General features: G+C 53.5%; 20 protein-coding genes (1 of these 20 only partly in view). 11 read left to right on the top strand and 9 right to left on the bottom strand.

Translation table 11 applies throughout. From position 1 onward, the window contains the following. Nucleotides 1-47 precede the first annotated feature (47 nt). Nucleotides 48-749, bottom strand: a complete 702-nt coding sequence (tsaB, locus tag EDF78_RS15800) for a tRNA (adenosine(37)-N6)-threonylcarbamoyltransferase complex dimerization subunit type 1 TsaB (protein WP_095921801.1) — start codon at nucleotides 747-749, stop codon at nucleotides 48-50. Nucleotides 750-879: 130 nt separating this feature from the next. Then, nucleotides 880-2,793, bottom strand: coding sequence for an ATP-dependent DNA helicase (locus EDF78_RS15795; RefSeq protein WP_133823451.1), 1,914 nt, complete (start codon nucleotides 2,791-2,793; stop codon nucleotides 880-882). Between the two features lie 142 nt (nucleotides 2,794-2,935). Here EDF78_RS15795 and EDF78_RS15790 point away from each other — a divergent pair, with 142 nt between their 5' ends. Then, on the top strand, nucleotides 2,936-3,280 hold the full coding sequence (locus tag EDF78_RS15790; RefSeq protein ID WP_119827204.1) for a RidA family protein: 345 nt from the start codon (nucleotides 2,936-2,938) through the stop codon (nucleotides 3,278-3,280). A gap of 65 nt (nucleotides 3,281-3,345) precedes the next feature. On the opposite strand, the gene EDF78_RS15785 is transcribed toward EDF78_RS15790, so the two are convergent. Together EDF78_RS15785 and zwf are read right to left on the bottom strand one after the other, a co-directional pair. Next, nucleotides 3,346-3,987, bottom strand: a complete 642-nt coding sequence (locus EDF78_RS15785; protein ID WP_095921798.1) for a bifunctional 4-hydroxy-2-oxoglutarate aldolase/2-dehydro-3-deoxy-phosphogluconate aldolase — start codon at nucleotides 3,985-3,987, stop codon at nucleotides 3,346-3,348. 261 nt (nucleotides 3,988-4,248) lie between these two features. Further along, nucleotides 4,249-5,724, bottom strand: a complete 1,476-nt coding sequence (zwf, locus tag EDF78_RS15780) for a glucose-6-phosphate dehydrogenase (protein WP_056770028.1) — start codon at nucleotides 5,722-5,724, stop codon at nucleotides 4,249-4,251. A 372-nt stretch (nucleotides 5,725-6,096) separates the two neighbouring features. Here zwf and EDF78_RS15775 point away from each other — a divergent pair, with 372 nt between their 5' ends. The 6 genes from EDF78_RS15775 (at nucleotide 6,097) to EDF78_RS15750 (ending at nucleotide 15,868) form a co-directional block, all read left to right on the top strand. Continuing rightward, the gene (locus EDF78_RS15775; RefSeq protein WP_133823494.1) at nucleotides 6,097-6,966 is read left to right on the top strand and encodes a MurR/RpiR family transcriptional regulator; all 870 of its coding nucleotides are present in this window, start codon (nucleotides 6,097-6,099) and stop codon (nucleotides 6,964-6,966) included. 232 nt (nucleotides 6,967-7,198) lie between these two features. Further along, on the top strand, nucleotides 7,199-8,641 hold the full coding sequence (gene pyk / locus EDF78_RS15770) for a pyruvate kinase (protein ID WP_095921797.1): 1,443 nt from the start codon (nucleotides 7,199-7,201) through the stop codon (nucleotides 8,639-8,641). Between the two features lie 633 nt (nucleotides 8,642-9,274). Continuing rightward, a complete protein-coding gene (locus EDF78_RS15765) occupies nucleotides 9,275-10,843 on the top strand; it encodes an aspartate aminotransferase family protein (RefSeq protein WP_133823450.1) in 1,569 nt (522 codons plus the stop codon). 13 nt (nucleotides 10,844-10,856) lie between these two features. After that, a complete protein-coding gene (locus EDF78_RS15760) occupies nucleotides 10,857-12,167 on the top strand; it encodes a lysine N(6)-hydroxylase/L-ornithine N(5)-oxygenase family protein (RefSeq protein ID WP_133823449.1) in 1,311 nt (436 codons plus the stop codon). Between the two features lie 14 nt (nucleotides 12,168-12,181). Further along, a complete protein-coding gene (locus EDF78_RS15755; RefSeq protein ID WP_133823448.1) occupies nucleotides 12,182-14,566 on the top strand; it encodes a GNAT family N-acetyltransferase in 2,385 nt (794 codons plus the stop codon). An 81-nt stretch (nucleotides 14,567-14,647) separates the two neighbouring features. Then, nucleotides 14,648-15,868, top strand: a complete 1,221-nt coding sequence (locus tag EDF78_RS15750) for an MFS transporter (protein ID WP_133823447.1) — start codon at nucleotides 14,648-14,650, stop codon at nucleotides 15,866-15,868. Between the two features lie 45 nt (nucleotides 15,869-15,913). Here the strand turns inward: EDF78_RS15750 and lpxM are convergent, their stop codons facing one another. The 3 genes from lpxM to znuA all read right to left on the bottom strand — a co-directional run bounded on the left by lpxM (nucleotide 15,914) and on the right by znuA (nucleotide 19,275). Then, entirely contained in the window at nucleotides 15,914-16,894 is a 981-nt protein-coding gene (lpxM, locus tag EDF78_RS15745; protein WP_095921792.1) for a lauroyl-Kdo(2)-lipid IV(A) myristoyltransferase, read from the bottom strand. 93 nt (nucleotides 16,895-16,987) lie between these two features. After that, on the bottom strand, nucleotides 16,988-18,322 hold the full coding sequence (gene mepM, locus EDF78_RS15740; protein WP_133823446.1) for a murein DD-endopeptidase MepM: 1,335 nt from the start codon (nucleotides 18,320-18,322) through the stop codon (nucleotides 16,988-16,990). Between the two features lie 20 nt (nucleotides 18,323-18,342). Further along, entirely contained in the window at nucleotides 18,343-19,275 is a 933-nt protein-coding gene (gene znuA / locus EDF78_RS15735) for a zinc ABC transporter substrate-binding protein ZnuA (RefSeq protein ID WP_095921790.1), read from the bottom strand. Nucleotides 19,276-19,370: 95 nt separating this feature from the next. Here znuA and znuC point away from each other — a divergent pair, with 95 nt between their 5' ends. Both znuC and znuB read left to right on the top strand, forming a co-directional pair. Continuing rightward, nucleotides 19,371-20,129, top strand: coding sequence for a zinc ABC transporter ATP-binding protein ZnuC (znuC, locus tag EDF78_RS15730; protein ID WP_133823445.1), 759 nt, complete (start codon nucleotides 19,371-19,373; stop codon nucleotides 20,127-20,129). Beyond that, nucleotides 20,126-20,911 (top strand): zinc ABC transporter permease subunit ZnuB, encoded by a 786-nt coding sequence (znuB, locus tag EDF78_RS15725; RefSeq protein WP_119827216.1) that lies wholly within the window; start codon nucleotides 20,126-20,128, stop codon nucleotides 20,909-20,911. The genes znuC and znuB overlap by 4 nt, the downstream gene beginning before the upstream one ends. Before the next feature lie 32 nt (nucleotides 20,912-20,943). Here znuB and EDF78_RS15720 read toward each other — a convergent pair whose 3' ends face one another. Then, nucleotides 20,944-22,323, bottom strand: a complete 1,380-nt coding sequence (locus EDF78_RS15720; protein ID WP_133823444.1) for a sodium:proton antiporter — start codon at nucleotides 22,321-22,323, stop codon at nucleotides 20,944-20,946. A 153-nt stretch (nucleotides 22,324-22,476) separates the two neighbouring features. Here EDF78_RS15720 and EDF78_RS15715 point away from each other — a divergent pair, with 153 nt between their 5' ends. Beyond that, nucleotides 22,477-22,782: an EthD family reductase gene (locus EDF78_RS15715; protein ID WP_119827220.1), complete on the top strand. Its 306-nt coding sequence runs from the start codon at nucleotides 22,477-22,479 to the stop codon at nucleotides 22,780-22,782. Between the two features lie 101 nt (nucleotides 22,783-22,883). On the opposite strand, the gene EDF78_RS15710 is transcribed toward EDF78_RS15715, so the two are convergent. Continuing rightward, nucleotides 22,884-23,210 (bottom strand): hypothetical protein, encoded by a 327-nt coding sequence (locus EDF78_RS15710; RefSeq protein ID WP_037034705.1) that lies wholly within the window; start codon nucleotides 23,208-23,210, stop codon nucleotides 22,884-22,886. A gap of 330 nt (nucleotides 23,211-23,540) precedes the next feature. On the opposite strand from EDF78_RS15710, the gene EDF78_RS25820 reads away from it, so the two are divergent. Beyond that, nucleotides 23,541-24,252 carry the 5' portion of a YadA C-terminal domain-containing protein gene (locus EDF78_RS25820; RefSeq protein ID WP_243839461.1) on the top strand. The gene runs 842 nt beyond the window's last position, so 712 of the gene's 1,554 nt are visible here — the first part of the coding sequence; it begins with the start codon at nucleotides 23,541-23,543; its stop codon lies beyond the right edge, outside the window.

The following is a 24,252-nucleotide window of genomic DNA, read 5'->3' as shown; positions in this document are numbered from 1 at the left end:
GCAAACTCTTCATTTTGACCGCTATTTAATGCACAAGTTGCCATCCCCTACCGGCCTGGCAGCTTTTTCCATGTCACTTCATTACGCAGATAGGTAGGTTCGGCATCTTCCGGATTGACCCGCACGCCGTTTTCCCAGAGCTGAAGCGCCAGCGGCAGCATGTCTTCCGCCTGTGGCAGTAACATTTTGCCATCAAATAAATCCGCCGCCGGAGATTCACCCAGCAAATGCGGATAGGCTTCCCAGCCCGTACCCACGGTGGCAAAACGTCCGTTTAGCTCAACGGCTCGCGCCAGCAGTTGTTCAGGTTTGATGACCGTCTCGGTATTTTCACCGCTCCAGACACCTTGTGCATTGCGGGTAAATTCACCCCAGTACACTTCGCCCATGCGGGCATCAATGGCGGCCAGCACCTGTTCCGCGCCGGTCTGGCGGTAAGCACCCTGCGCCATGGTTTGTAAGGTGGAAACAGGCAACAACGGCAACTCTGCGCCAAGTGATAAACCTTGCGCGATACCAATGCCGATACGCACGCCGGTAAAACTGCCCGGCCCCCGGCCAAATGCCAGTGCATCGAGTTGTTTCAGGGAAAGCCCCGCTTCGGCGAGGATCTGCTGCACCAGCGGCAGAATGCGCTGCGTATGCTCGCGGGCGCAGAGTTCAAAATGGGCGAGCGTTTCGCCCTGATCATAAAGCGCAACCGAACAGGCTTCTGTCGCCGTATCAATTGCTAAAATTCGCGTGGACATGCCAAACCTCAGGCGGGGAAATTAATAAGTTATACCCTCAATACGTCGCGCGCAGTCAACGCATCTGCAACGTGATATATGACGGGTACAAGAGCCTTTTTCGGGGCGGCATCTTAGCATAAACAAAGGGCTAATTCTGCTCTTCAACGTTTTGTAAAAAGCGGATCGCTTGCGTCAGATCACGCGTGCGTGGCGTCGGCGGCAAGCTGTTGAGGAAAACTTCGCCATACGGACGCATCACCAGCCGGTTGTCACAAATCACCATCACACCACGGTCATCCGTATCGCGGATCAGACGTCCGACGCCCTGTTTAAGGGTAATGACCGCATCCGGTAATTGTACGTCATTGAAAGGATCTCCGCCGCGCAGACGGCAATCTTCTATGCGCGCTTTGAGCAGCGGATCGTCCGGTGAGGTAAATGGCAGCTTATCGATGATGACGCACGACAGCGCATCACCGCGCACATCCACCCCTTCCCAGAAACTGCTGGTCGCTACCAGTAACGCATTACCGGCTTCGACAAACTGCGCCAGCAACTGTCCCTTACTGGTTTCGCCTTGTAATAAAACCGGCAGCGTCAGACTGGCCCGGAACTCTTCCGCCAGTTCACGCATCATTTTGTGGGAAGTACACAGAAAGAAACAACGGCCTTTATTCGCTTCAATCAGCGGACGCAACATTCGCGCCAGCTGCTTCGAACTGCCGTGAACATTCGATTCGGGCAGAAAACGTGGAACACATAACAGGGCCTGTTTGGCGTAATCAAACGGACTCGGCAGCAGCAGCGTTTCTGCCTGATCCAGACCCAGACGTTCGGTAAAATGATGCAGCTGATCGTTCACCGAAAGCGTTGCCGAGGTAAAAATCCACGCTCCCGGTTTTTCTTTCATCATCTCGCTGAATTTATCGGTGACCGATAACGGCGTCAGCGCCAGCACAAAGTGGCGGGAATTACATTCGTACCAGTAACTGTAGCCGGGAATGGAGACATCTTTCAGGCGCTTGAGACGGTTGCGGTAAAGCGTGGCGCGTTCGAAAGCTGCGTCCAGCAGTGCAGAACGGCCGAGTGATAATTTGACCACGTCATAGCACAGCTCCAGTGCGTCATCGAGCAGCAGCAAGGCTCGCTGGATGGCAGGCTGGCTGAGAACATCACGCAGATTGCCGCGAAAACCCGGCTCGCCGAGTGCCAGACGGAAATCCATGGTGCTCTGGCTCAGGCGGTCAGCACTTTTCTGCAACTGTACGGAGTCACGCACTTCGGTGCGGTAAGCGATGTTGATATCTTTTGCCATATCGAGCAACTGACGGCTGGTGACCTGCTGGCCGAAATACTGGCTGGCAATATCGGGGATCTGATGAGCTTCGTCGAAAATCATCACGTCAGCTTCGGGGATCAGCTCACCAAAGCCGCTCTCTTTCACCACCATATCCGCCATGAACAAATGATGGTTTACTACCACCACATCGGCGTCCATGGCCTTACGGCGGGCTTTTACCACGAAGCATTCTTTATACAGCGGGCAATCACTGCCGAGGCAATTGTCGTTGGTGCTGGTCACCAGCGGCCAGACAAAGCTGTCTTCCGGCACCACGGTGCAGGTGCTGATATCGCCCTCTTCCGTGCTGCTTGACCAGTGACGCAGATGTGCCAGTTCGCTGAGCGCCTGACTGGCGAGATCGCCGCCGGCCAGCGATTGTTGCTCCAGACGTTCCAGACATAAATAGTTTGAACGCCCTTTCAGCAGCGCCAGACGGCCTTTAAATTTCAGCGCATTGGCCACTTTGGGCAGATCGCGGGAATACAGCTGATCCTGTAAGTTTTTGGATCCGGTGGAGATGATGACTTTTTTGCCGGAACGCAGCGCCGGAGCCAGATAGGCATAGGTTTTCCCGGTCCCGGTACCGGCTTCCACCACCAGCCCTTGCTTAGCGCTGATGGCTTTGCTGACAGCCTGCGCCATCAGACGCTGAGGTTCACGGGGTTTAAAACCTTCAATTTTCTGCGCCAGTGCGCCGTCTGTTGCGAAATCGTCTGTCACTCTGTCTCTCTACCTGTACGGATCAGCAGTGATTATGCCAACCCAACGCCGTTACGGCTACCGCCATCTGCCAATCCAACGCATTCATCCTTTGTGATACCCTTAGCGCCATCAAAAAAAGTGACTAACTGGAGCCAAAAATATGACCATCGAACGTATCCGTCCTGAGCCACGGATGTCCGACATTGTTATCCATAACGACACCATTTATTACACGGCGGTGCCGGAAAATCTGGAGGCGAATGCGAAAGATCAGACTGCGGAAACGCTGGCCATTATTGATGCTGCGCTGACTGAAGCCGGTTCAGACAAAAGCAAAATTCTGGATGCCACGCTGTTTCTGGTGAATAAAGAAGATTTCCCGGCCATGAATGAAGCCTGGGATGCGTGGGTGTCGCCGGGCAATGCACCGGTGCGCTGTACCGTGCAGGCCAACCTGATGAATCCGAAATACAAAATCGAAATCAAGATCATTGCCGCGCGTTAATCATTGATTTTCAGGCATAAAAAAACCTCCCTCGGGAGGTTTTTTATTATCCGTGCAATGCCCGGTTACGCTTTTGCACCCGCGACCGCTTCTTTCGCGAGTTCAGTGATGCGTGCATAGTCACCGCTTTCCAGCGCATCGGCTGGCACCAGCCATGAACCGCCGATACACAGCACGCTTTTCAGCGCCAGGTAATCACGGTAGTTCTTCGGTGAAATCCCACCTGTCGGGCAGAAACGCACCTGCGGGAACGGACCGGCAATCGCCTGCAACGCTTTCACGCCGCCATTGGCTTCAGCCGGGAAGAATTTAAACTCGCGCAGACCGGCATCCAGACCCATCATCAGTTCGGACACGGTGCAAATTCCCGGAATCAGCGGAATAGAACCCGCGTTGGCGGCTTTGAGCAAAGCATCCGTCAGCCCCGGGCTGATGGCGAACCGGGCACCGGCTTCGGTCACTTCGGCCAGTTGCTCAGGATTCAGTACCGTGCCCGCACCAATGATGGCGTCCGGTACTTCTTTTGCGATAGCGCGGATCGCATCCATCGCGCACGGGGTACGCAACGTCACTTCCAGCACACGTACGCCACCGGCAACCAGTGCTTTGGCCAGCGGGACCGCATGCTCCAGTTTGTTGATAACAATCACAGGAACAACCGGCCCTGAGGTCAGAATTTGTTCCGCGCTTGTTTTCCAGTTTTTCATCTTGTTCTCCATTCATGCCCGCAGGCACCGTTGTGATTGATGGCGCGCCCCTGCCACAGGGACCCGCAGATTTCTCTGCAGGTGACCGACCACACCCGATTGGACGATACTACCCTCCCCGTCATACTTGAAGCCGCAGCGGCGTTGGCTGCGCTTGTTCACCCGAATCACTGACTCATGTCAGCTCATCGGGATTCTCTCACTTGCCGCCTTGCTGCAACTTCAATTATTTTGGGGAGTAATAACTTAAAGAATTATTCGTTACTCGAACTCGTTCCAGGAACGGCCGTCGCGGGTGATCATCGCCACAGACGCTACCGGACCCCATGTCCCGGACTGATACGGTTTTGGTGCTTCGCTTTCTGCCGCCCACGCATTCATGATGGAGTCGACCCATTTCCAGGCTTCTTCCACTTCGTCACGACGCACAAACAGCGCCTGGATCCCACGCATGGTTTCCAGCAGCAGACGCTCGTAAGCATCGGCAATATGCTGTTCATTGAAGGTTTCAGTGAAGCTCAGATCCAGCTTGGTGGTTTGCAGACGGTGTTTGTGCTCAAGACCCGGCACTTTGTTCAGCACTTCGATCTCGATACCTTCGTCCGGTTGCAGACGAATGGTCAGTTTATTCTGCGGCAGTTGCTGATAAGAATCACGGAACAGGTTCAGTGCCGGGTTTTTGAAATACACCACAACTTCTGAACATTTGCTCGGCAGACGCTTACCGGTACGCAGGTAGAACGGCACACCCGCCCACTGCCAGTTGTCGATATCCACGCGGATAGAAACAAAGGTCTCAGTGCTGCTGGTTTTTTTCGCGCCTTCTTCTTCCAGATACCCCGGCACTTTCTTGCCCTGCACGAAACCTGCGGTGTACTGACCACGCACGGTGTTTTCACGCACGTTGGACTGGTCGATACGGCGCAGGGAGCGCAGCACTTTCACTTTTTCGTCACGGATGCGGTCCGTGCTCAGATCCGCCGGTGGTGACATGGCGATCATGGTCAGAATTTGCAGCAAGTGGTTCTGGATCATGTCGCGCATCTGACCCGCGTCATCGAAGTAGCCCCAGCGGCCTTCGATACCCACTTCTTCCGCCACGGTGATCTGCACATGATCGATAGTGCGGTTATCCCAGTTGCTGGCGAACAGGTTGTTGGCGAAACGCAGCGCCAGCAAGTTCAGAACCGTTTCTTTGCCCAGATAATGGTCGATACGGTAAACCTGAGACTCGGCGAAATACTCCGCCACCTGATCGTTAATGACCTGGGAAGACTCCAGAGAGTGTCCCAGGGGTTTTTCCATCACCACGCGCGCAGGCTCTTTATTCAGCCCTGCTTCACCCAGACCCCGGCAGATCGCACCGAAGTGGCTTGGCGCAATGGCGAAGTAGTTAATGGTGGCGCGATTTTGCTGGTCGAGCATTTTGCCCAACACTTTGAAATGCTTCAGATCATTGACATCAAGGTTACAGAAATCAAGACGGGCACTGAGTTTTTCCCACAGTTCCGGATCAATTTTTTCTTTCATGAAGGTGGTCAGTGCTTCTTTAACCACTTCGGTATAGGCCGCTTTGTCCCATTCCGCACGTCCGACACCGATGATGCGGGTGTCCGGGTGAATGTGACCCGCTTTCTCTAACTGATACAGGGAAGGCAACAGCTTACGGCGCGCAAGGTCACCCTTTGCACCGAAAATTACCAGATCACAAGCCTGGGCTGTCTGAGTTACCGCCATGTTCTTCTCCTCAATGCAGGAATACCCTTAGTTATTGGGGTACATATTGTAATTTTATTTCAGCAACAATGTACTCTGATTGCCCGTGAGCCGTAAACCTTGATCTGACAGGGGGATAACTCTGCGGAAAACCTTATTTTTATCATAAGTCTCTCAGGTGCTGTTAAAACCCACAACATTCTGTAATTTTATGACAAAACTGAACAGAATTTACCATACTGAAAGTTAGATCTCGGTCAAACTCTGACAAAAAAAGCGGTATTTTCGCCTGACTGACGCTGCCAACGGCATTAAGCGCGTAGTATATTTTCATCAAATCAACACGATTTCCTCTTTTCAAAGAAATCGTTGAAACCTATGAGTGTCATGCTTATGAATACGTTGGAAAAAATCCAGACCCACCTTGACATTCTGAGCAAGTCAGAACGCAAAGTTGCCGAAGTTATCCTGGCCTCGCCTCACATCGCTATCCACTCCAGTATTGCCACTCTCGCCCGCATGGCCGACGTCAGTGAACCTACTGTAAACCGTTTTTGCCGTCGCCTCGACACAAAAGGGTTTCCAGATTTTAAATTGCATCTGGCACAAAGTCTGGCAAACGGTACACCTTATGTGAACCGCAACGTGGATGAAAGCGACAGCGTCAGCGCCTACACCAGTAAAATTTTCGAATCGGCCATGGCCAGCCTCGATCAGGTGAAAAATACCCTCGATATTGCTGCCATTAACCGTGCGGTGGATTTACTCACTCAGGCGAAAAAGATTTCGTTCTTTGGTCTGGGCGCCTCCGCTGCCGTGGCGCATGATGCCATGAACAAATTCTTCCGCTTTAACATTCCCGTGGTCTATTTCGATGACATCGTCATGCAGCGCATGAGTTGCATGAATTCCAGCGAAGGCGATGTGGTGATGCTGATTTCCCACACCGGCCGCACCAAAAATCTGGTGGAACTGGCACAACTTGCCCGCGAAAACGATGCCACCGTGATTGCCATCACATCCTTTAATACGCCGCTGGCGCACGAAGCGACCCTGGCGCTGTTACTGGATGTCCCGGAAGACACCGACGTGTATATGCCGATGGTCTCGCGGATCGCTCAGCTGACGCTGATTGATGTGCTGGCGACCGGGTTTACCTTGCGCCGTGGCGCAAAATTCAGAGATAACCTGAAGCGGGTCAAAGAAGCGTTGAAAGAATCGCGCTTTGATAAGGGGATGGTCGTCCCTAACCTGCCAGAGTAAGCTCGCCCTGCGGGTTGGCATACCGAATCATTCACAGATTATATGAACGAAGCACCATTGATTTAATAGGGAGTCTGGCGGGAAATCTACGCGCAACGTGCGCAGGGAGAAAGTCAGACATGAGGTCAGCGGGTCACACAGGTGAAACCCTTTTGTATTACAATTACACCAAACCCAATGTGGGCTCGCTGTTTTTTGCACTACCATGTTTCATCAGTTAACGGAGTACGGCATGTCCAGAAGGCTCAGAAGAACGAAGATTGTTACCACCCTCGGTCCTGCAACTGACCGCGACAATAATCTTGAGAAGATCATTGCTGCCGGTGCAAACGTTGTACGTATGAATTTCTCCCACGGTACCCCTGAAGATCACATCCTTCGCGCCAACAAAGTGCGTGAAATCGCGGCCCGTCTTGGCCGTCATGTTGCCATCCTCGGCGACCTGCAGGGTCCAAAAATCCGTGTGTCTACTTTCAAGGAAGGCAAAGTTTTCCTCAATATCGGCGACAAATTCCTGCTCGATGCCAACATGAGCAAAGGTGAAGGCGATAAAGAAAAAGTGGGCATTGACTATAAAGGTCTGCCTGCTGATGTGGTGCCGGGCGATATCCTGTTGCTCGATGATGGCCGTGTGCAGCTGAAAGTCCTGGAAGTTCAGGGCATGAAAGTCTTCACTGAAGTCACCGTGGGCGGTCCGCTGTCCAACAATAAAGGCATCAACAAGCTGGGCGGTGGTCTTTCTGCCGAAGCCCTGACTGAGAAAGATAAAGCAGACATCATTACTGCGGCCAAAATGGACGTAGATTATCTGGCAGTTTCATTCCCACGCACCGGCGAAGATCTTAACTATGCGCGCCGTCTGGCACGCGATGCAGGCTGTAACGCACAAATCGTCTCTAAAGTTGAACGTGCTGAAGCGGTAGCAACGGACGAAGCGATGGACGATATCATTCTGGCTTCCGACGTGGTGATGGTGGCCCGTGGTGATCTGGGTGTAGAAATCGGTGACCCTGAACTGGTCGGTATCCAGAAAAAACTGATCCGTCGCGCCCGTCAGCTGAACCGTGCGGTGATCACCGCCACGCAGATGATGGAATCGATGATCACCAACCCGATGCCCACCCGTGCGGAAGTCATGGACGTGGCAAACGCCGTGCTGGACGGTACCGATGCGGTGATGTTGTCAGCCGAAACGGCTGCCGGTCAGTATCCTGCGGAAACCGTGGCGGCAATGGCGCGCGTGTGTCTGGGTGCAGAAAAAATCCCAAGCATTAACGTCTCCAAGCACCGTCTGGATGTGGAATTCGATAACATCGAAGAAGCGATCGCCATGTCGGCGATGTACGCGGCGAACCACCTTAAAGGCGTTACCGCGATCATTTCCATGACGGAATCGGGGCGTACCGCACTGATGCTCTCCCGTATCAGTTCCGGCCTGCCCATCTTCGCCATGTCCCGCCATGAACACACCCTGAACCTGACGGCGATTTACCGTGGCGTCACACCGGTCTTCTTCGACAGCGTCAATGACGGCGTCGCAGGGGCGCAGGATGCAGTGAATTTGCTGCGTGATAAAGGTTACCTGCTTTCGGGTGATCTGGTCATCATCACGCAGGGCGATGTCATGAGCACTGTGGGCACCACGAATACCAGCCGTATTTTGCGTGTCGAATAACGGCGAAATGTAATAAAATATGTATATAAGGCCGATCATCATGATCGGTCTTTTTATTTTGCACTGTCCGAGTGTTTAGTTTCACCTTCTTCACCTCGCTTCCGTGATCTTAATTTGATCATTATTTTGCCATTTTCTTGAAATAACACTCTCCGGCGTATAAACCATCACATAGCGTAAATTAATTACACCTACATTCACTGCGTATAAATATAACTTTTCCTATCAAAAAACCTCACAAATAACAGCAATAAACGAATAACAAATACAGATTCATCCCATGGGATCTTAGCTGAACTCAGTGAGAGCAAGATTTTTATGTGAAGCAGATCACATTAGAACACCAAAAAATGCCGTTATGGGCAAATGTTCAATGTCGTTGTTGAATGATAATGATTTGCATTTATAATGATTCTCATTCGTTAAAACCTTGTATACGTCCGCACTAAGGAAATCACACAAGACATATCACTGATTATTTCAGATAACAAAACACATATATCCATACACTTTACAGGCGTGGCCATCAGCCCTGCCTGCTGATGCTTACGTTCACTGAAAAAATCCTGACTTTATCCGGGCGGCCTCCCCACGCCCGCTGCGGATAAAAAGGACACACATTAAGGGTCCATGATGAGCCAGATAAATAATTGGGAAATAATGCCGGTCAGCGCCAAAGACCTTACAATGACTCAGGCGAAAATAAGCCAGAATGAGGGTTATATTTTTAACCAACACAGCACGCAGGAATGGCAGGCACACATTGAGCAAGGGATTGAATTAATTAAATCCCATATTAACCATACTGAGAAACCTTTTTCAGGTGTCTCCCCCGCGGAATTAGCCGAGCAATTTCGCCATATTGATCTGACTAAACCTTTAGACGGAACACGGCTGGCGCTGGAGGAACTGGATGATTTATATCTGCAACACGCCGTCTATTTTCATCATCCCAAATACCTCGCGCACCTCAACTGTCCGACGGTGGTCCCTTCCCAACTGGCGGAACTGTTTATCAGCGCCATTAACTCCTCGGTAGACACCTGGGATCAGAGCGCAGGCGGCACTTTAATCGAACAAAAAGTCATCGACTGGACACTGGCCCGTATCGGATTTGGTGCGCAATCGGATGGCATCTTCACCAGCGGCGGTACCCAGTCAAATCTGATGGCGATGCTGCTGGCGCGTGACAGCCACTGCAAACGTACCCGCCCGCAACACAGCATCAAATATCAGGGGCTGCCGCCGGAAGCTAACCGCTGGCGCATCTTCAGCTCCCAGGTAAGCCATTTCAGCATTCAGAAATCTGCCGCCCTGCTCGGCCTGGGTTATGACGCCGTGGTGCCGGTTGCCTGTGACAGCGCCTTCCGTATGGACATGAGTGCGCTCAAAGCCGAAATCGACCGTTGTCATGCCGAAGGGCTGATCCCGATTGCCGTTGTTGCCACCGCCGGTACGACAGACTTTGGCAGCATCGATCCGCTGAATGACATTGCAGAAATCTGCCGCAAAGAAAAAATCTGGATGCACGCTGACGCCGCATACAGCTGTGGCCTGCTGGTATCTCCTCAGCATCGCCAGCGTATTGGAGGCATTCATCTGGCGGATTCCGTCACCGTGGATTACCACAAATCCTTCTTCCAGCCGGTCAGTTGCAGCGCGTTCCTGGTTAACGATCACAGCCATCTGGAGCATGTCACCCATCACGCCGAATACCTGAACCCGCTGAGTGCAAAACTGGAAGGCACGCCGAATCTGGTGAACAAAAGCATTCAGACCACCAAACGTTTCGATGCGCTGAAAATGTGGCTGACGCTGCGGATTATGGGCCAACAGGCGCTGGGTGAATCCTTCGATGTGCTGCTGGCGCGCGCAACAGAAACCCATCAGATGATGGAGCAGAACCCGAATATCGAGGTGCTGCACAAGCCGGAACTGAGCACGCTGGTGTTCCGTTTCGTTCCGCGTATGTCGATGAACCATGAACAAATTGATGCGATCAACGCCGGGATCCGCAAGGCGATTTTCCGCGACGGCAGTGCCGTGATCGCCGGTACCAAAGTGCATGACCGTCAGTATCTGAAATTCACCTTACTGAACCCGACCACCACCACGGAAGACGTTGCCGACGTGCTCAGCCTGATCACGCATTACGGCAAAGAACTGACAGCCGCCGCGCTGAGCGCCGCGAAAAACCGGTAACAGGAGCTGCATCATGAACATCACCCCAGACACGCAAATCTACGATTTTATCGCCATCGGCATCGGCCCGTTCAATCTCGGGCTGGCCTGCCTGACCGAGCCGGTGAAAGAGCTGAACGGTCTGTTTTTAGATCAGAATGACAGCTTCGACTGGCACACCGGCATGATGCTGGAAAGCGCGCATTTACAGACACCGTTTATGGCGGATCTGGTGACGCTCGCAGACCCGACCAGCCCTTACAGCTTCCTCAATTACCTGAAAATGAAAGGTAAACTTTACTCTTTCTACATCCGTGAAGATTTCTTCATGATGCGCAAAGAGTTTAACCAGTATTGCCAGTGGGCCTGCCAGCAACTGACCAGCCTGCAATTCTCCACGCGCGTGGAACTGGTGACCTGGGATGCGGAACAGGAATGCTATCTGGTCGCGGCGCGCTCTACCAAAGGCGGTGATAAGCAGGTTTACCGCACCAGACGGCTGGTACTGGGCACCGGCCCGTCGCCGTGGATGCCTGCCTGCGCCCGTGATGCGGGCAAAAACGTGCACCATTCCTCAGCCTATCTGCCGAACAAAGAGCAGGTACAGAACGCCCGATCCATCACCGTGGTCGGCAGCGGTCAGAGCGCCGCTGAAATCTACTACGACCTGCTGTCCGACATCGATAAACACGATTACCACCTGACGTGGGTCACCCGCGCGCCGCGTTTCTACCCGCTGGAGTACAGCAAACTGACGCTGGAAATGACCTCGCCGGAATACATCGACTATTTTCACAACCTGCCGATGGCCAAACGCGATCAGCTCAACCGGGAGCAAAAGTGCCTGTATAAGGGCATTAACATCAGCCTTATCAACGATATCTACGATCTGATGTACATCAAACGCCTCGACGGTCCGCTGAAGGTGGATCTGTACACCCATTCCGAACTGACCGCGATGACCCGCAACCGCAGCGGCGAACTGGAAATGAGCCTGCTGCATCACGAACAGCAGCAGGAATACCGCCACCGCACCGAGTCGGTGATCCTCGCGACCGGTTACGGCTATCAGCCGCCGCAATTTATCGAAGGCATTTACCCCCGCATTCAGTGGGATGAGGCAGGCCGTTATGCGGTCAACCGCAATTACAGCATCGATGCACACAACCAGATTTTTGTGCAAAACGCCGAGCTGCATACCCACGGTTTCGTCACCCCCGATCTGGGCATGGCGTGCTACCGCAACAGCACCATTATTCGCGAAATGCTGGGGCGCGAAGTCTATCCGGTGGAGAAATCCATCGCTTTCCAGACCTTCTGCACCCGCGGCCTTGCCGGAAACTAACGGAGAACGTATCTATGTCTGAACCCTTACCCGCCCGCGTCTATTCGTGCCAGCGCGCCGCCGGAACAGTGACCTTCCGCCCGCTGGATTTGCAAAAAGATGCGGCCGTGTTACACGGCTGGATGATCCAGTCTTATGCGCATTTCTGGGGCATGCAAAACAGTACCGTCGCCGACGTCGACAGTTTTTACCGCGACCTGACCAGAGGAAAACCTCAGGCCGCGCTGATGGGTGAAATCGACAGTCAGCCGCAATTTCTGATCGAATGTTATCCGGTGCAGGACGACCCGCTGCATGAGCATTACGAGGTGCAGCCGGGGGATATGGGCATGCATATTCTGCTCTCTCCGGCGGACAAACCTGTCGCAGGTTTCAGCTGGCAGGTATTTTCCGCCGTGATGGAATACCTGTTCAGCCAGCCGGAAGTGAAACGCGTGGTGGTCGAGCCGGATGTGCGCAACGAGAAAATTCACAAGCTGAATAAGCGTGCCGGTTTCCGCTATCAGAAACAGATTCAACTGACACATAAAACTGCATGGCTGGCATTTTGCCAGCGTGAAGATTTCATTAAGGCCAGCCAGAAGGAAAAAACCACTATGACTCCCGCGACTCTGCAAACCGGTCAGCACCTGCAACCGGACATCTGGGCGAAAGCCAATGCCCTGCTGTTGCGTAAATGCCTGTCAGAACTGACGCACGAACGTCTGCTGGCCCCGCAGGCACTGAAAACTACCGGCACCTGGACGGATTACCAGCTGGTAGTGCCGGCGTCGGAAATTGAATATCGCTTCCGTGCGCGTCAGTTGCCCCTGAACGACTGGATGATTGACCTCGACAGCATTCAGCGTCTGGATAATTTCAACCCGCAGCCGCTGGATGCCGTCAGATTCATCATTGAATTCGCCGATCAGATTGGCATTTCCCAGGCCATGCTGCCGACCTATCTGGAAGAAATCAGCAGCACGCTGTACAGCAGCGCCTACAAACTGGTGAATAACCACACCACAGCCAAACAGCTGTCTGAAGCCGATTTCCAGACCGTAGAAGCCAGCATGACTGAAGGCCATCCGAGCTTTATCGCCAACAATGGTCGTATTGGTTTCGATGCCGGTGACTACGTGCGCTATGCGCCGGAAGCCGCCAATCCGCTGCCACTGGTGTGGGTCGCGGTTCACCACGACAAAGCGCATTTCGCCAGCGTCGCGGGTTTGCCGTATGAAAAACTGATCGCTGAAGAACTGGGTGATGCGCAAATTTGCGCCTTCACGCAAAAGCTGGTGGATAGCGGTGTTGACCCGAAAAAGTACTATTTCATGCCGGTTCACCCCTGGCAGTGGCAGAACAAACTGCTGACCGTTTTTGCCCCGGACATCGCCCGCCAGTTCCTGATTTATCTCGGTGAAGGTGAGGATAACTATCTGGCGCAACAGTCAATCCGTACCTTTTATAACGCCAGCCGTCCCGAAGGTCGCTACGTCAAAACGGCGTTGTCGATCTTGAACATGGGCTTTATGCGTGGCCTGTCGCCTTACTACATGGCGACCACGCCGGGGATCAACGAATGGCTGGCCGAGTTGGTCGAAAACGACGCTTACCTGCAATCCACCGGCTTCAGCATCCTGCAGGAAGTGGCTTCCCTCGGTTACCACAACCATTACTTTGAACAGGCCATTAAAGGCGACAGCGCGTATAAAAAAATGTTTGCGGCGCTGTGGCGCGAAAACCCTGTCGCCCGGTTGCAGCCAAATCAGCGTCTGATGACCATGGCCGCCCTGCTGCATACCGATAAACATGGCGATGCGTTGATTGTCGAGATGATCAAATCATCCGGTCTGGCGACCGGTGACTGGCTCAAACGCTACATGCACGCTTATCTCAGCCCGCTGTTGCACTGTTTCTATCAGTACGATCTGGTGTTTATGCCGCACGGTGAAAACCTGATCCTGCGCTTTGAAAATAACATCCCGGTGAATGCCTTCATGAAGGATATTGCCGAAGAAATCGCGGTAATGAACCCGGACGCCAATTTGCCTGAAAAAGCCAAACGTCTGGCGGTGGACGTTCCGGAGGATCTGAAAATCCTGTCGATCTTCACCGACGTGTTTGCCGGTGTGTTCCGCTTTATCGCCCGTATTCTTGAAGAGCATGGCGATTATCCGGCCGGTCAGTTCTGGCAGGTGGTCGCCGACGTGGTGCGTGATTACCAGATTCAGTATCCGGAACTGGCGGAGAAATTTGCCCGTTATGACATGTTCGGTGCCGAGTTCACGCACTCCTGCCTGAACCGTCTGCAACTGGCGAATAACCAGCAGATGATTAACCTGTCGGACCCGGCACAGAACCTGAAATTTGCCGGAACGCTGGAAAACCCGATCGCGGCGTACGCTAACCGCTACTGAATAAAACGTTAACGTAATGCACTTTAGCGCGGCTTTCACAGGCCGCGCTTTTTCAATGTTGAGTACCGGAGAATTATCGTTATGTCGTCCCTTTCACCGCCCGCCTCCACACTCAGCGCGCGCCAGTGGCTGTTCCCGTTGTCGCTGGTATTATTCGAGTTCGCCACCTATATCGCCCACGATATGATCCAGCCCGGCATGTTGCAGGTGATCAGTGACTTCAGCGCCAGCGCCGACTGGGTGTCGACCTCGCTGACCGCCTATCTGTGCGGCGGAATTTTGCTGCAATGGCTGCTCGGTCCGCTGTCCGACCGGCTGGGTCGCAGACCGGTTTTACTGGCTGGCGTGGCCTTTTTCACCGTCACCTGTTTGCTGACCGTTTTCACCCGAAATATCGAACAGTTCATTCTGATGCGCTTTTTGCAGGGCATGAGTCTGTGCTTTATCGGTGCTGTCGGGTACGCCGCCATTCAGGAAGCGTTCAGCGAAACCCTGAGCGTCAAACTGATGGCGCTGATGGCGAACATTACCCTGATCGCCCCGCTGCTCGGACCGCTGGCGGGCGCGGCGTTTATTCATTACGCACCGTGGAAAGCGATGTTTGCGTTGTTTGCTCTGGTCTCGGCTTTGTCATTCTGGGGATTATGGCGCAGCATGCCGGAAACCGTGTCAGGTCGTGGCGAACGCTTCTCCCTGCGCCGACTGCTGAGCGATTACCGTGAAGTCTTCAGCAATTCCGGCGTGATGCTCGGTTCGCTGTCCATCGGGCTGATCACCCTTCCTCTGCTGGCCTGGGTGGCACAGTCGCCGGTGTGGCTGATTCAGGATGCGGGAATGACGCCGCTTCAGTACGGAGGGTTGCAGGTGCCGGTGTTCACCGGGCTGATCATCGGTAACATCACCCTGAGCAAACTCAGCGGAAAAGTGAATATCCGCACACCGGTCTGGTCGGGCATCATTCCGATTGTCCTCGGCCTTGCAATCAGCGCGTATGCGTCGCTGTTTATGGTGCATGCCTGGCTGTGGATCATTGGCGGGCTGAGCCTTTATGCGCTGGGATCAGGGCTGGTGAATGCCGGACTTTACCGCCTGACGCTCTTTTCCAGCCCGACCGGCAAAGGCACCGTCGCGGCCGCGCTGGGGTTGATCACCATCGCTGTGTTTGCGGCGGGCATCGAAGTCGCCAAGCAATTCTATTTTGCCTACGGCAACGGGATTTTTATGCTCACAGGCATGTTCTCCGGCGTGGCCGGGGTGGTGCTGATCGCGTTATTTCTCCGACGTTCCGGGAAAAAAACTTAAAAAAAAGCTGAGGTGCGAGCCTCAGCTTTTCAGATCTTTATTCGCTTACTTTTTAGGGTAAAGTTCTTTGCGCGAATAGGGTTCCGGCTCGCCCGGTTTACGGGTTTTCAGCAGTTTGAGGATCCAGGTGTACTGCTCCGGATTCGGCCCGACCAGCACCTCCACTTCCTCATTCATTCTGCGCGCGATACGGTTATCGTCCGCCGTCGCCAGATCGTCCATCGGCGGGCGTACATAGATATCGAGACGTTGTTCGTGGCCGTTATACACCGGGAACAGCGGTACGATCGCGGCGCGGCAGACTTTCATCAGGCGACCCACCGCAGGCAATGTCGCTTTATAGGTCGCGAAGAAATCCACGAATTCACTGTGTTCCGCACCGTGATCCTGATCCGGTAAATAGTAGCCCCAGTAACCCTGACGTACCGAACTGATAAACGGCTTGATGCCGTCGTTGCGGGCATGCATGCGGCCACCAAAACGGCGGCGCACGGTATTCCACAGATAATCAGTCAGCGGGTTTTTCTGATTATGGAACATCGCCGCCATTGGCTGACCTTCCGCCGCCATCAGCATCGCCGGAATATCCACCGCCCAGCCGTGGGGCACCAGGAAAATCACATTTTTACCTTCCGCCTTCATCTGATCGACAATGTCTTTGCCGTGCCAGTGAACGCGCTGCATGACTTTTTTGGGATCGCGGATCGCCAGTTCAGCCATCATCACCATCGATTGCGGCGCTGTCGCGAACATCTCATCAATGATGTGCTCACGCTCAGCTTCCGGGGTTTCCGGCAGGCAATACAACAAATTGATTTGTGCACGGCGACGCGCGCCTTTGGCAAACTTTCCGGCCAGACGGCCGAGACTGCCTAAGATCGGGTCACGGACTTTTGCGGGCAAATACGCCATACCGGCCATCGCACCGACGCCCAGCCAGACGCCCCAGTAACGTGGATGATAAAAGGTTTTCTGAAACTGCGGGATGAACTCTACGTTGGATCGTTTTTCTTTTTCTGGCTGCATGCTCAGGCTCTTATATCAAATTCTGGCTTAATGATAAGTGCCGTGAGTTATTTTGCAATAAATCACGGCGGCTAATCATTAAAACCTAAGCGATCAGTCAAACTTCAGCTGAGGAACAACCTGACGAACGGTGGCCAGATAAGTACTGCGATCTTTACCTGTCAGCCCTTCGGTACGCGGCAATTTAGCGGTCAGCGGATTCACTGCCAGCTGGTTAATCCACATTTCGAAGTGCAGATGCGGGCCGGTGGAACGGCCGGTATTACCGGAAAGCGCGATGCGGTCACCGCGTTTAATTTTCTGACCCGGTTTCACCAGAATTTTGCGCAGATGCATATAACGGGTCATGTACTGACGACCGTGGCGGATCGCCACATAGTTACCCGCTGCGCCGCCATTTTTGGCAACCACCACTTCGCCATCACCGACAGCCAGCACCGGCGTCCCGACAGGGACGGCGAAATCGACACCACGGTGTGGCGCAATGCGGCCCGTCACCGGATTAAGACGACGCGGGTTGAAGTTAGAGGAGACACGGTATTGTTTGCCGGTCGGGAAACGCAGGAAGCCTTTCGCCAGCCCGCTGCCGCTGCGGTCATAGAACTTGCCGTCTTCGGCACGCACGGCGTAATAATCTTTGCCGCCGGTACGCATACGCACAGCCTGCAATTCGCTTTGCTCGTTCTTACCGTCCAGCACTTCGTGGGACATCAGCACGGCAAAGTCGTCGCCTTTCTTCAGTTTGCGGAAATCGAGTTGCCATTGCAGTGCTTTAATCACCGCGCTGACTTCGCCGCTGCTCAGCCCCGCCGCATTCGCGCTGGTGACAAAGCTGCCGTTCAGCGAGCCTTTGACGACGGAATCCCGCCATTCGCCTTTCAGGGTTTCCAGCGAGGCTTTAAAGCTGTTGCCGGAGCGGTCAAAGGTGTACGTCTCACGGCGCGATTTCTCCCAGGTCAGACGCTGTAAATCACCGGCATCATTGAGTGTCCAGGAGATCTGCTGCCCGACTTTCAGGTTACGTAAATCACGGTTAGCGTCAGACAGCGCGGCGATTTCCGACATATCAATGCCGTACTGATTCAGGATACTGCTGAGGGTATCGCCGGTTGACACGACATATTCATGAACACCCGCTTCATTGACGGTTTTATCGTCAAGGTCATCTTGCGGGATATCGTCGTCAGCGGGAGGAGACTGGTCGATAGGTTCACTGGCTTCAGGAAGCAATGAACGCAACTGCTGATTATCGAGGGTAATGTTTTTAACCAGCGGTCTGGTATCAGAAAGGTCGTTGTCCGGGTGATAAGCTAACGGTTTCCATACGGCCACAGCCAGTGTGACGACGGTAAGTGACCCCAGCATAATGCGGTGGGGCCGTGGAAGGTTGCTATACGCCAGAGCGATAGATCGGGCTATCAGCTGCACTTAAATTCTGTCCTTTTAGCTTACTTCAGGCAGCTCAGGTACTGGTTCGTCAGCTGTGACAGAAAGTTCACATAGCTGTCCGCACCCAGTGCAATGCCGCTCCCCAGCGGATCCAATGTGCCCATACGCACTTTTGTTCCCTGGGCAACAGCCGTGATGACGGCTGGCCTGAATTGTGGCTCAGCAAAAACGCAGGTCGCTTTTTGCTCAACCAACTGTGTTCGAATGAGGTGTAATCGCTGTGCACCGGGTTGAATTTCAGGGTTGATCGTAAAGTGACCAAGTGGCGCGAGGCCGAAGTGTTTTTCAAAGTAACCGTAAGCGTCGTGAAAAACAAAATATCCCTTACCCTGCACAGGCTGCAGCATAGTACCAATATTTTTGTCAGTTTTTGTCAATCCGTCTTCAAATCGTGCCAAATTTGCATCTAATTGTTGCTTTTTCTGCGGAACCAGCTCTGCGAGCCGGTCATGGATCACAATTGCCGCTTCACGGGCGATTTCCGGCGACAGCCAGACGTGCATATTATATTCGCCATGATGGTGTTCATCGCCGTCATGATCATGCCCGTGATCATGGTCATGCTCGTCATCATCACTGCCTTTGAGCAGCAGCGGTTTCACCGCCGGTAACGTGGCGATCGCCACCTGACGGTTTGGTGGCAACTGGGCCACTGACTTGGTCATAAAGGCTTCCATTTCCGGCCCGACCCACACCACCAGATCGGCGCTGCGCATACGCTGAATGTCGGAAGGACGCAGGGCAAAATCATGTGGCGATGCGCCATCCGGCAGCAAAATCTCGGTCGGCATCACCCCGTCAGCAATGGCTGATGCGATAAACCCCAGCGGACGGACGGAGGCAAGAACGGCAGCCTGCGCGCTGAAAACGGCTCCTGAACTCAATATTGCGGCGGCCAGAAACATCCGTTTAACGCTTTTTTTCTGTATCATGCGGGGTGAACTCATCTTCAGGTTGGGGGAAAACTGGTTATTTTTCGCGAAACGCAATATTATAACATCCGATTTGTTCTGCAAGACCCTATGACATGCCCACATTAGCTACGCTCCAAAATATATCAGTGACTTTCGGTTCCAGACGCGTGCTGTCTAACATCTCGCTGAACCTGCAACCGGGGAAAATCCTGACCCTTCTCGGCCCGAATGGGGCGGGAAAATCCACATTAGTCCGTGTGGTGCTTGGCCTGATTGCGCCCACAGAAGGCGTCATGACCCGCGAACCGGGCTTGCGTATCGGCTACGTTCCGCAAAAAATTCACCTTGATCCGACCATGCCGCTCACCGTCAATCGCTTTATGCGTCTCAAACCTGGCGTGAAGAAAAGCGATATTCTGCCTGCTCTTAAACGCGTTCAGGCCGCGCATCTGCTGGATCAACCGATGCAAAAGTTATCCGGTGGCGAGAATCAGCGAGTCCTGCTGGCGCGTGCATTAATGAACAGCCCGCAATTGCTGGTGCTGGATGAACCGACGCAAGGCGTTGACGTCAACGGGCAACTCGCGCTTTACAACCTGATCGACAGCCTTCGCTGCGAACTGGGTTGTGCGGTGCTGATGGTGTCGCATGATTTGCATCTGGTGATGGCAAAAACGGATGAAGTGCTGTGCCTGAACCAGCACATCTGCTGTTCCGGCTCGCCGGAAGTGGTCTCCACGCATCCGGAATTTATTGCCATGTTCGGCAACCGCGGCGCGGAGCAACTGGCGATTTATCGCCACAATCACAACCATCGTCATGATTTAAAAGGGAAGATCATTTTACGTAATACCGGAGGTCGTGACGCATGATTGCGCTGTTATTACCGGGCTGGCTGGCCGGTGTGTTACTGGCTGTCGCGGCCGGTCCGCTGGGTTCGTTCGTGGTCTGGCGTCGTATGTCCTATTTTGGCGACACGCTGGCGCACGCGTCACTGCTCGGTGTCGCTTTTGGCCTGTTGCTCAATATCAATCCGTTTTATACCGTTATCGCCGTCACGCTGTTACTGGCTATCCTGCTGGTCGCGCTAGAGCGCAAACCGCATCTCGCGGTGGATACCCTGCTGGGGATCATGGCGCACAGCGCGCTGTCGCTTGGTCTGGTCGTGGTCAGCCTGATGTCCGGGGTGCGGGTGGATCTGATGGCGTATCTGTTCGGCGATTTGCTGTCAGTCACTTACAGCGATATCTGGATGATTGCGGCCGGTGTCACGGTGGTCATTGCGGTCTTGTGCTGGCAATGGCGGGCGTTGCTTTCCATGACCATCAGTCCGGAACTCGCCCATGTCGATGGCGTGAACCTGCAACGGTCGCGGATCATTCTGATGCTGGTCACCGCCCTGACCATCGGGCTGGCAATGAAATTTGTCGGTGCGCTGATCATCACCTCCCTGCTGATTATTCCTGCCGCCACGGCGCGTCGTTTCGCCAAAACGCCGGAACAGATGGCCTCCGTTGCCGTGGCCGTGGGCATTATTGCCGTCACTGCGGGCCTGACCTTCTCCGCGTTTTATGACACTCCGGCAGGCCCTTCGGTCGTACTCTGTGCCGCCGTGCTGTTCATGCTCAGTCTGGGCAAAAAACAGATCGCCTGACAGCAAAACGGACGCCATCGGGCGTCCGTTTTTTATGCCTCTTTTTCCTGATTTTTTTCCCGTTGTTCCCGCTCTTCCCTCGCCGCTTCCTGTCTCGCCTGCCGCCAGTGTAATACCGGCGACACCGTCACGCCGTGGATCACCACGCTGGTAACAATCACCGTAAAGGCAATATTGGTCATGTAATTGGCGTCCGCGCCATGCAACCCGTGCGTCCAGGCGTAGGCGATATAGTTCATGCTGCCGATGCCCCGGATACCAAACCAGCCGATCATCAGCCGCCTGCCCTTAGGCACATGGACGCCAAGGGTGGTGATATACACCGCCAGCGGACGGATGACGATAAACAGCAGCGCCGCGATCAGTAATCCCATCGGTTCCCAGTGCTCAGCCAGCGTGATGCCGAGCACCATGACAATCCCGGCGGCAAAAATGCGTTCAATGGTATCGCCAAAGGAAAGTGCATCGCCGACCATCAGCCCGATAGAATTACGCGGCATTTCTGCCTGCATCGAATGACGCTGATGCGGATTGACCATCCCTTCGGCCGGTGGCGGACGCGAGCCGTCGGTCAGATCCTCCGGCGGATGCATCGAAACCACCCGCACCTCGGCGCTGCGCAGCCCGACACCGGCCGCAAAGGCGGCCAGAAAACCGGAAGCATCGAGAGACTGCGCGGCGGCATAACTGAGCGCAATCAGCGCCAGCGCCAGAAAATCACTGGGAGCGACCGTGCGCTGACGGCTGTGAAAACGTGTCGCGCTCAGCCCCACCAGTTTCCCCATCGCAAACCCTATCGCCAGCCCGCCCAGTAAAGCCCACACCACATCGCGGCCCGCCCAGTGCCACAGTTCCTGCGAGGACACCCCGTCGTGCGCGGTAATCAGCATCAGGGCCAGCATCAGGATCGGCAGCGCGGAACCATCATTCATTCCCGCTTCGCTGGACAGCGCGACGCGCAATCCGTCATCGTCATTAGCGTCATTCACTGCGATCATGCTGGCCAGCACCGGATCCGTTGGCGCGATAATCGCACCCAGCGCCAGTGCCAGCGGCCAGGAAATCCCGGTGATGTAATGGGCAATCACCGCGACACAAAGCACTGTCAGTAACATCGCCGGAAAGGCCAGCAATACGCCGACGCGCCAGCTTTGCGCACGAAACGGCAGCCGCAGCTTCAGACCGGTAATAAACAATGACGCCGCCATGGCGATCTCAGTGAAATGGGCGGTGAGCGTGGAATACGCCACCAGATCGATATGCAATAAATCCAGAACCCAGGGGCCGCAGACAATACCCGCCGCCAGATACAAACCAAACGTCGTCACCGGTCCGCGGGAAATCCACCCCGATGCCAGTGACATAATCAATAGCAGTCCTCCGACCGCCGCTGTCCAACCTAAAAATCCCATGCGTATCCCATACTTAATATCAATCTATTAAGCGTAGTACATATGGATAGCTGAATGATTTTTAGGACAAAGCCCAGCGGGCACAAATGGCGCGGCACGACGCCAGCCGCTGCGCTAAAATTGATTTTTATCCGGGAAAAAGGTGAGACATAAGTGATTAAATACAGCGTGCTGTACCCAAATATCGAAAACGGAACCTTTGATCATGATTACTATCGCGATGTGCATTTACCGCTGATCAAGCGCCGTATGGGTGAGTTCTGCCATTCTTACGCTATCGACAAAATGCAGGAAGGCGCACCCGCCGACACGCCGTTTATCGCCGCCTGCCACATCTATTGCAACTCAATGGAAGACTTTGAAAAGGGCATGAAAGACAATGCTGCGGATTTCATTGCGGACGTACCGAATTTTACCAATATCGAACCGGTGAAGATGATTTTTGACGTCGTTGTCTGAGCCATTCACCCTGCCCTGAAGGCAAAAAAGGCGATTAACCCGTCAGGTTAGCCGCCTTTTTTATTGTCGCGTGGACGCTGTATAAAACCCGGCCAGCGCCATTATTTCATCAGTAACTTTTTGATTGGCGCACTCGGCTCGCGCCTGATGGTATGCAAAAATTCCTGCGCCTTATCATTGACCGCATAATCGGCGGTGACGCCAAAATCCTGCACCATTGCCCATTTTTCAAACAGTGCTTCATCACTCTTACGCATAAACCACAGCATTCTGACTGCCGTTACCGCCACTTGTGGGATCTGCGTCACCGTGCCGTTGATCCACTTATTTAACGTGCTGCGGGGCAGTCCAAGCAGGATACACAACGCGGGCTGGTCGATATCCAGCCTCCGGACATAGTCCAGGAACTCATTTGCGTTATCTGCCATAAACTTATCTCCAATTTACATAACCCTGCGCATTGTACAGGAATCTCATAGAGATTTCATCCTGTCGCTATTCGCTACGAAAATTCCTAGATCTTTACATTCCAGACACTCAAATTTGTGTCCATTAGCGACAAATAAGCGCGCTAAGTGAAACAAATTCATGTAGCGCTATAACTTTACGTTTCTTGACATAAGTCAAACGTTCGGTGAATGCGTGAAGCAAGTCACATTCACCGCATGTATGATTTTCGTGAAGAGACAGAAAGAGCGTTCTGATAATGCTTCTTATTTGTCGCTAACAGATACTTATTTCAATGTCGGAAAAAACAAATGAACACTCAGCTTACAGAACGCAACACTCAGATCATCGCTGCCTACACAGCAGGGAACATAAATAAAACGGAATTAGCGCGGTATTTTGGCGTGTCGGCTTCGACTGTAAGGAGGGTTCTGGCTGGGGTTGTGATCATCTCTGCTGGCGCAGTGACGCCTGGTGCTGAAGCAGCCCTGACGGGGAATGATTTAGCAATAGCAAATCAATATATTTCAGATCACCAAAATTATCCTGAGTACATCAAACAAGACATATTGACGTCTAATAGTCTTCAACAAGTACATGATGTTTTACTTAGAAATACATACTGGAATGGCAGTGCTACAGTTCCGGTCGAAGAAATACCTATGCAACTTAAAAACGTTGTGGCTCCCGTTGTTACTCCTCCTGTAACTCAGCCTCTGGCGCCGGTAAAACTTGATGTTGTTCCCGCTGTTACTTTGAATGTGGCACAACAAACACCTGTAGCTCCTGCCCAGACTCAGCAACTTACTCCGACACTGATTACTCCATCGGCGCCGCAAAAAACGCCGGTCGCACCGGTTCAGACCACGCAACTGACGCCGCAGGCAACGCCACAAATCGCTCCGCAGAAAATTCCTGTGGCTCTGATTCAGACCGCGCAACTGACGCCGCAGGCAACGCCACAAATTGCTCCGCAGAAAACCCCGGTAGCTCTGGTTCAGACCGCGCAACTGACGCCGCAGG

It is taken from the genome of Rahnella sp. BIGb0236, from assembly GCF_004364755.1.
Lineage (GTDB): Bacteria > Pseudomonadota > Gammaproteobacteria > Enterobacterales > Enterobacteriaceae > Rahnella > Rahnella victoriana.
Note: the sequence above shows the minus strand (reverse complement) of the source record. Positions and strands in the feature narration are given on the sequence as shown.

Coding starts and splice junctions, on each gene's coding strand:
- tsaB (WP_095921801.1), bottom strand. CDS start 749: ATGTCCACGCGAATTTTAGCAATTGATACGGCGACAGAAGCCTGTTCG.
- EDF78_RS15790 (WP_119827204.1), top strand. CDS start 2,936: ATGACCATCGAACGTATCCGTCCTGAGCCACGGATGTCCGACATTGTT.
- EDF78_RS15785 (WP_095921798.1), bottom strand. CDS start 3,987: ATGAAAAACTGGAAAACAAGCGCGGAACAAATTCTGACCTCAGGGCCG.
- zwf (WP_056770028.1), bottom strand. CDS start 5,724: ATGGCGGTAACTCAGACAGCCCAGGCTTGTGATCTGGTAATTTTCGGT.
- EDF78_RS15775 (WP_133823494.1), top strand. CDS start 6,097: ATGAATACGTTGGAAAAAATCCAGACCCACCTTGACATTCTGAGCAAG.
- pyk (WP_095921797.1), top strand. CDS start 7,199: ATGTCCAGAAGGCTCAGAAGAACGAAGATTGTTACCACCCTCGGTCCT.
- EDF78_RS15765 (WP_133823450.1), top strand. CDS start 9,275: ATGAGCCAGATAAATAATTGGGAAATAATGCCGGTCAGCGCCAAAGAC.
- EDF78_RS15760 (WP_133823449.1), top strand. CDS start 10,857: ATGAACATCACCCCAGACACGCAAATCTACGATTTTATCGCCATCGGC.
- EDF78_RS15755 (WP_133823448.1), top strand. CDS start 12,182: ATGTCTGAACCCTTACCCGCCCGCGTCTATTCGTGCCAGCGCGCCGCC.
- EDF78_RS15750 (WP_133823447.1), top strand. CDS start 14,648: ATGTCGTCCCTTTCACCGCCCGCCTCCACACTCAGCGCGCGCCAGTGG.
- lpxM (WP_095921792.1), bottom strand. CDS start 16,894: ATGCAGCCAGAAAAAGAAAAACGATCCAACGTAGAGTTCATCCCGCAG.
- znuA (WP_095921790.1), bottom strand. CDS start 19,275: ATGATACAGAAAAAAAGCGTTAAACGGATGTTTCTGGCCGCCGCAATA.
- znuC (WP_133823445.1), top strand. CDS start 19,371: ATGCCCACATTAGCTACGCTCCAAAATATATCAGTGACTTTCGGTTCC.
- znuB (WP_119827216.1), top strand. CDS start 20,126: ATGATTGCGCTGTTATTACCGGGCTGGCTGGCCGGTGTGTTACTGGCT.
- EDF78_RS15720 (WP_133823444.1), bottom strand. CDS start 22,323: ATGGGATTTTTAGGTTGGACAGCGGCGGTCGGAGGACTGCTATTGATT.
- EDF78_RS15710 (WP_037034705.1), bottom strand. CDS start 23,210: ATGGCAGATAACGCAAATGAGTTCCTGGACTATGTCCGGAGGCTGGAT.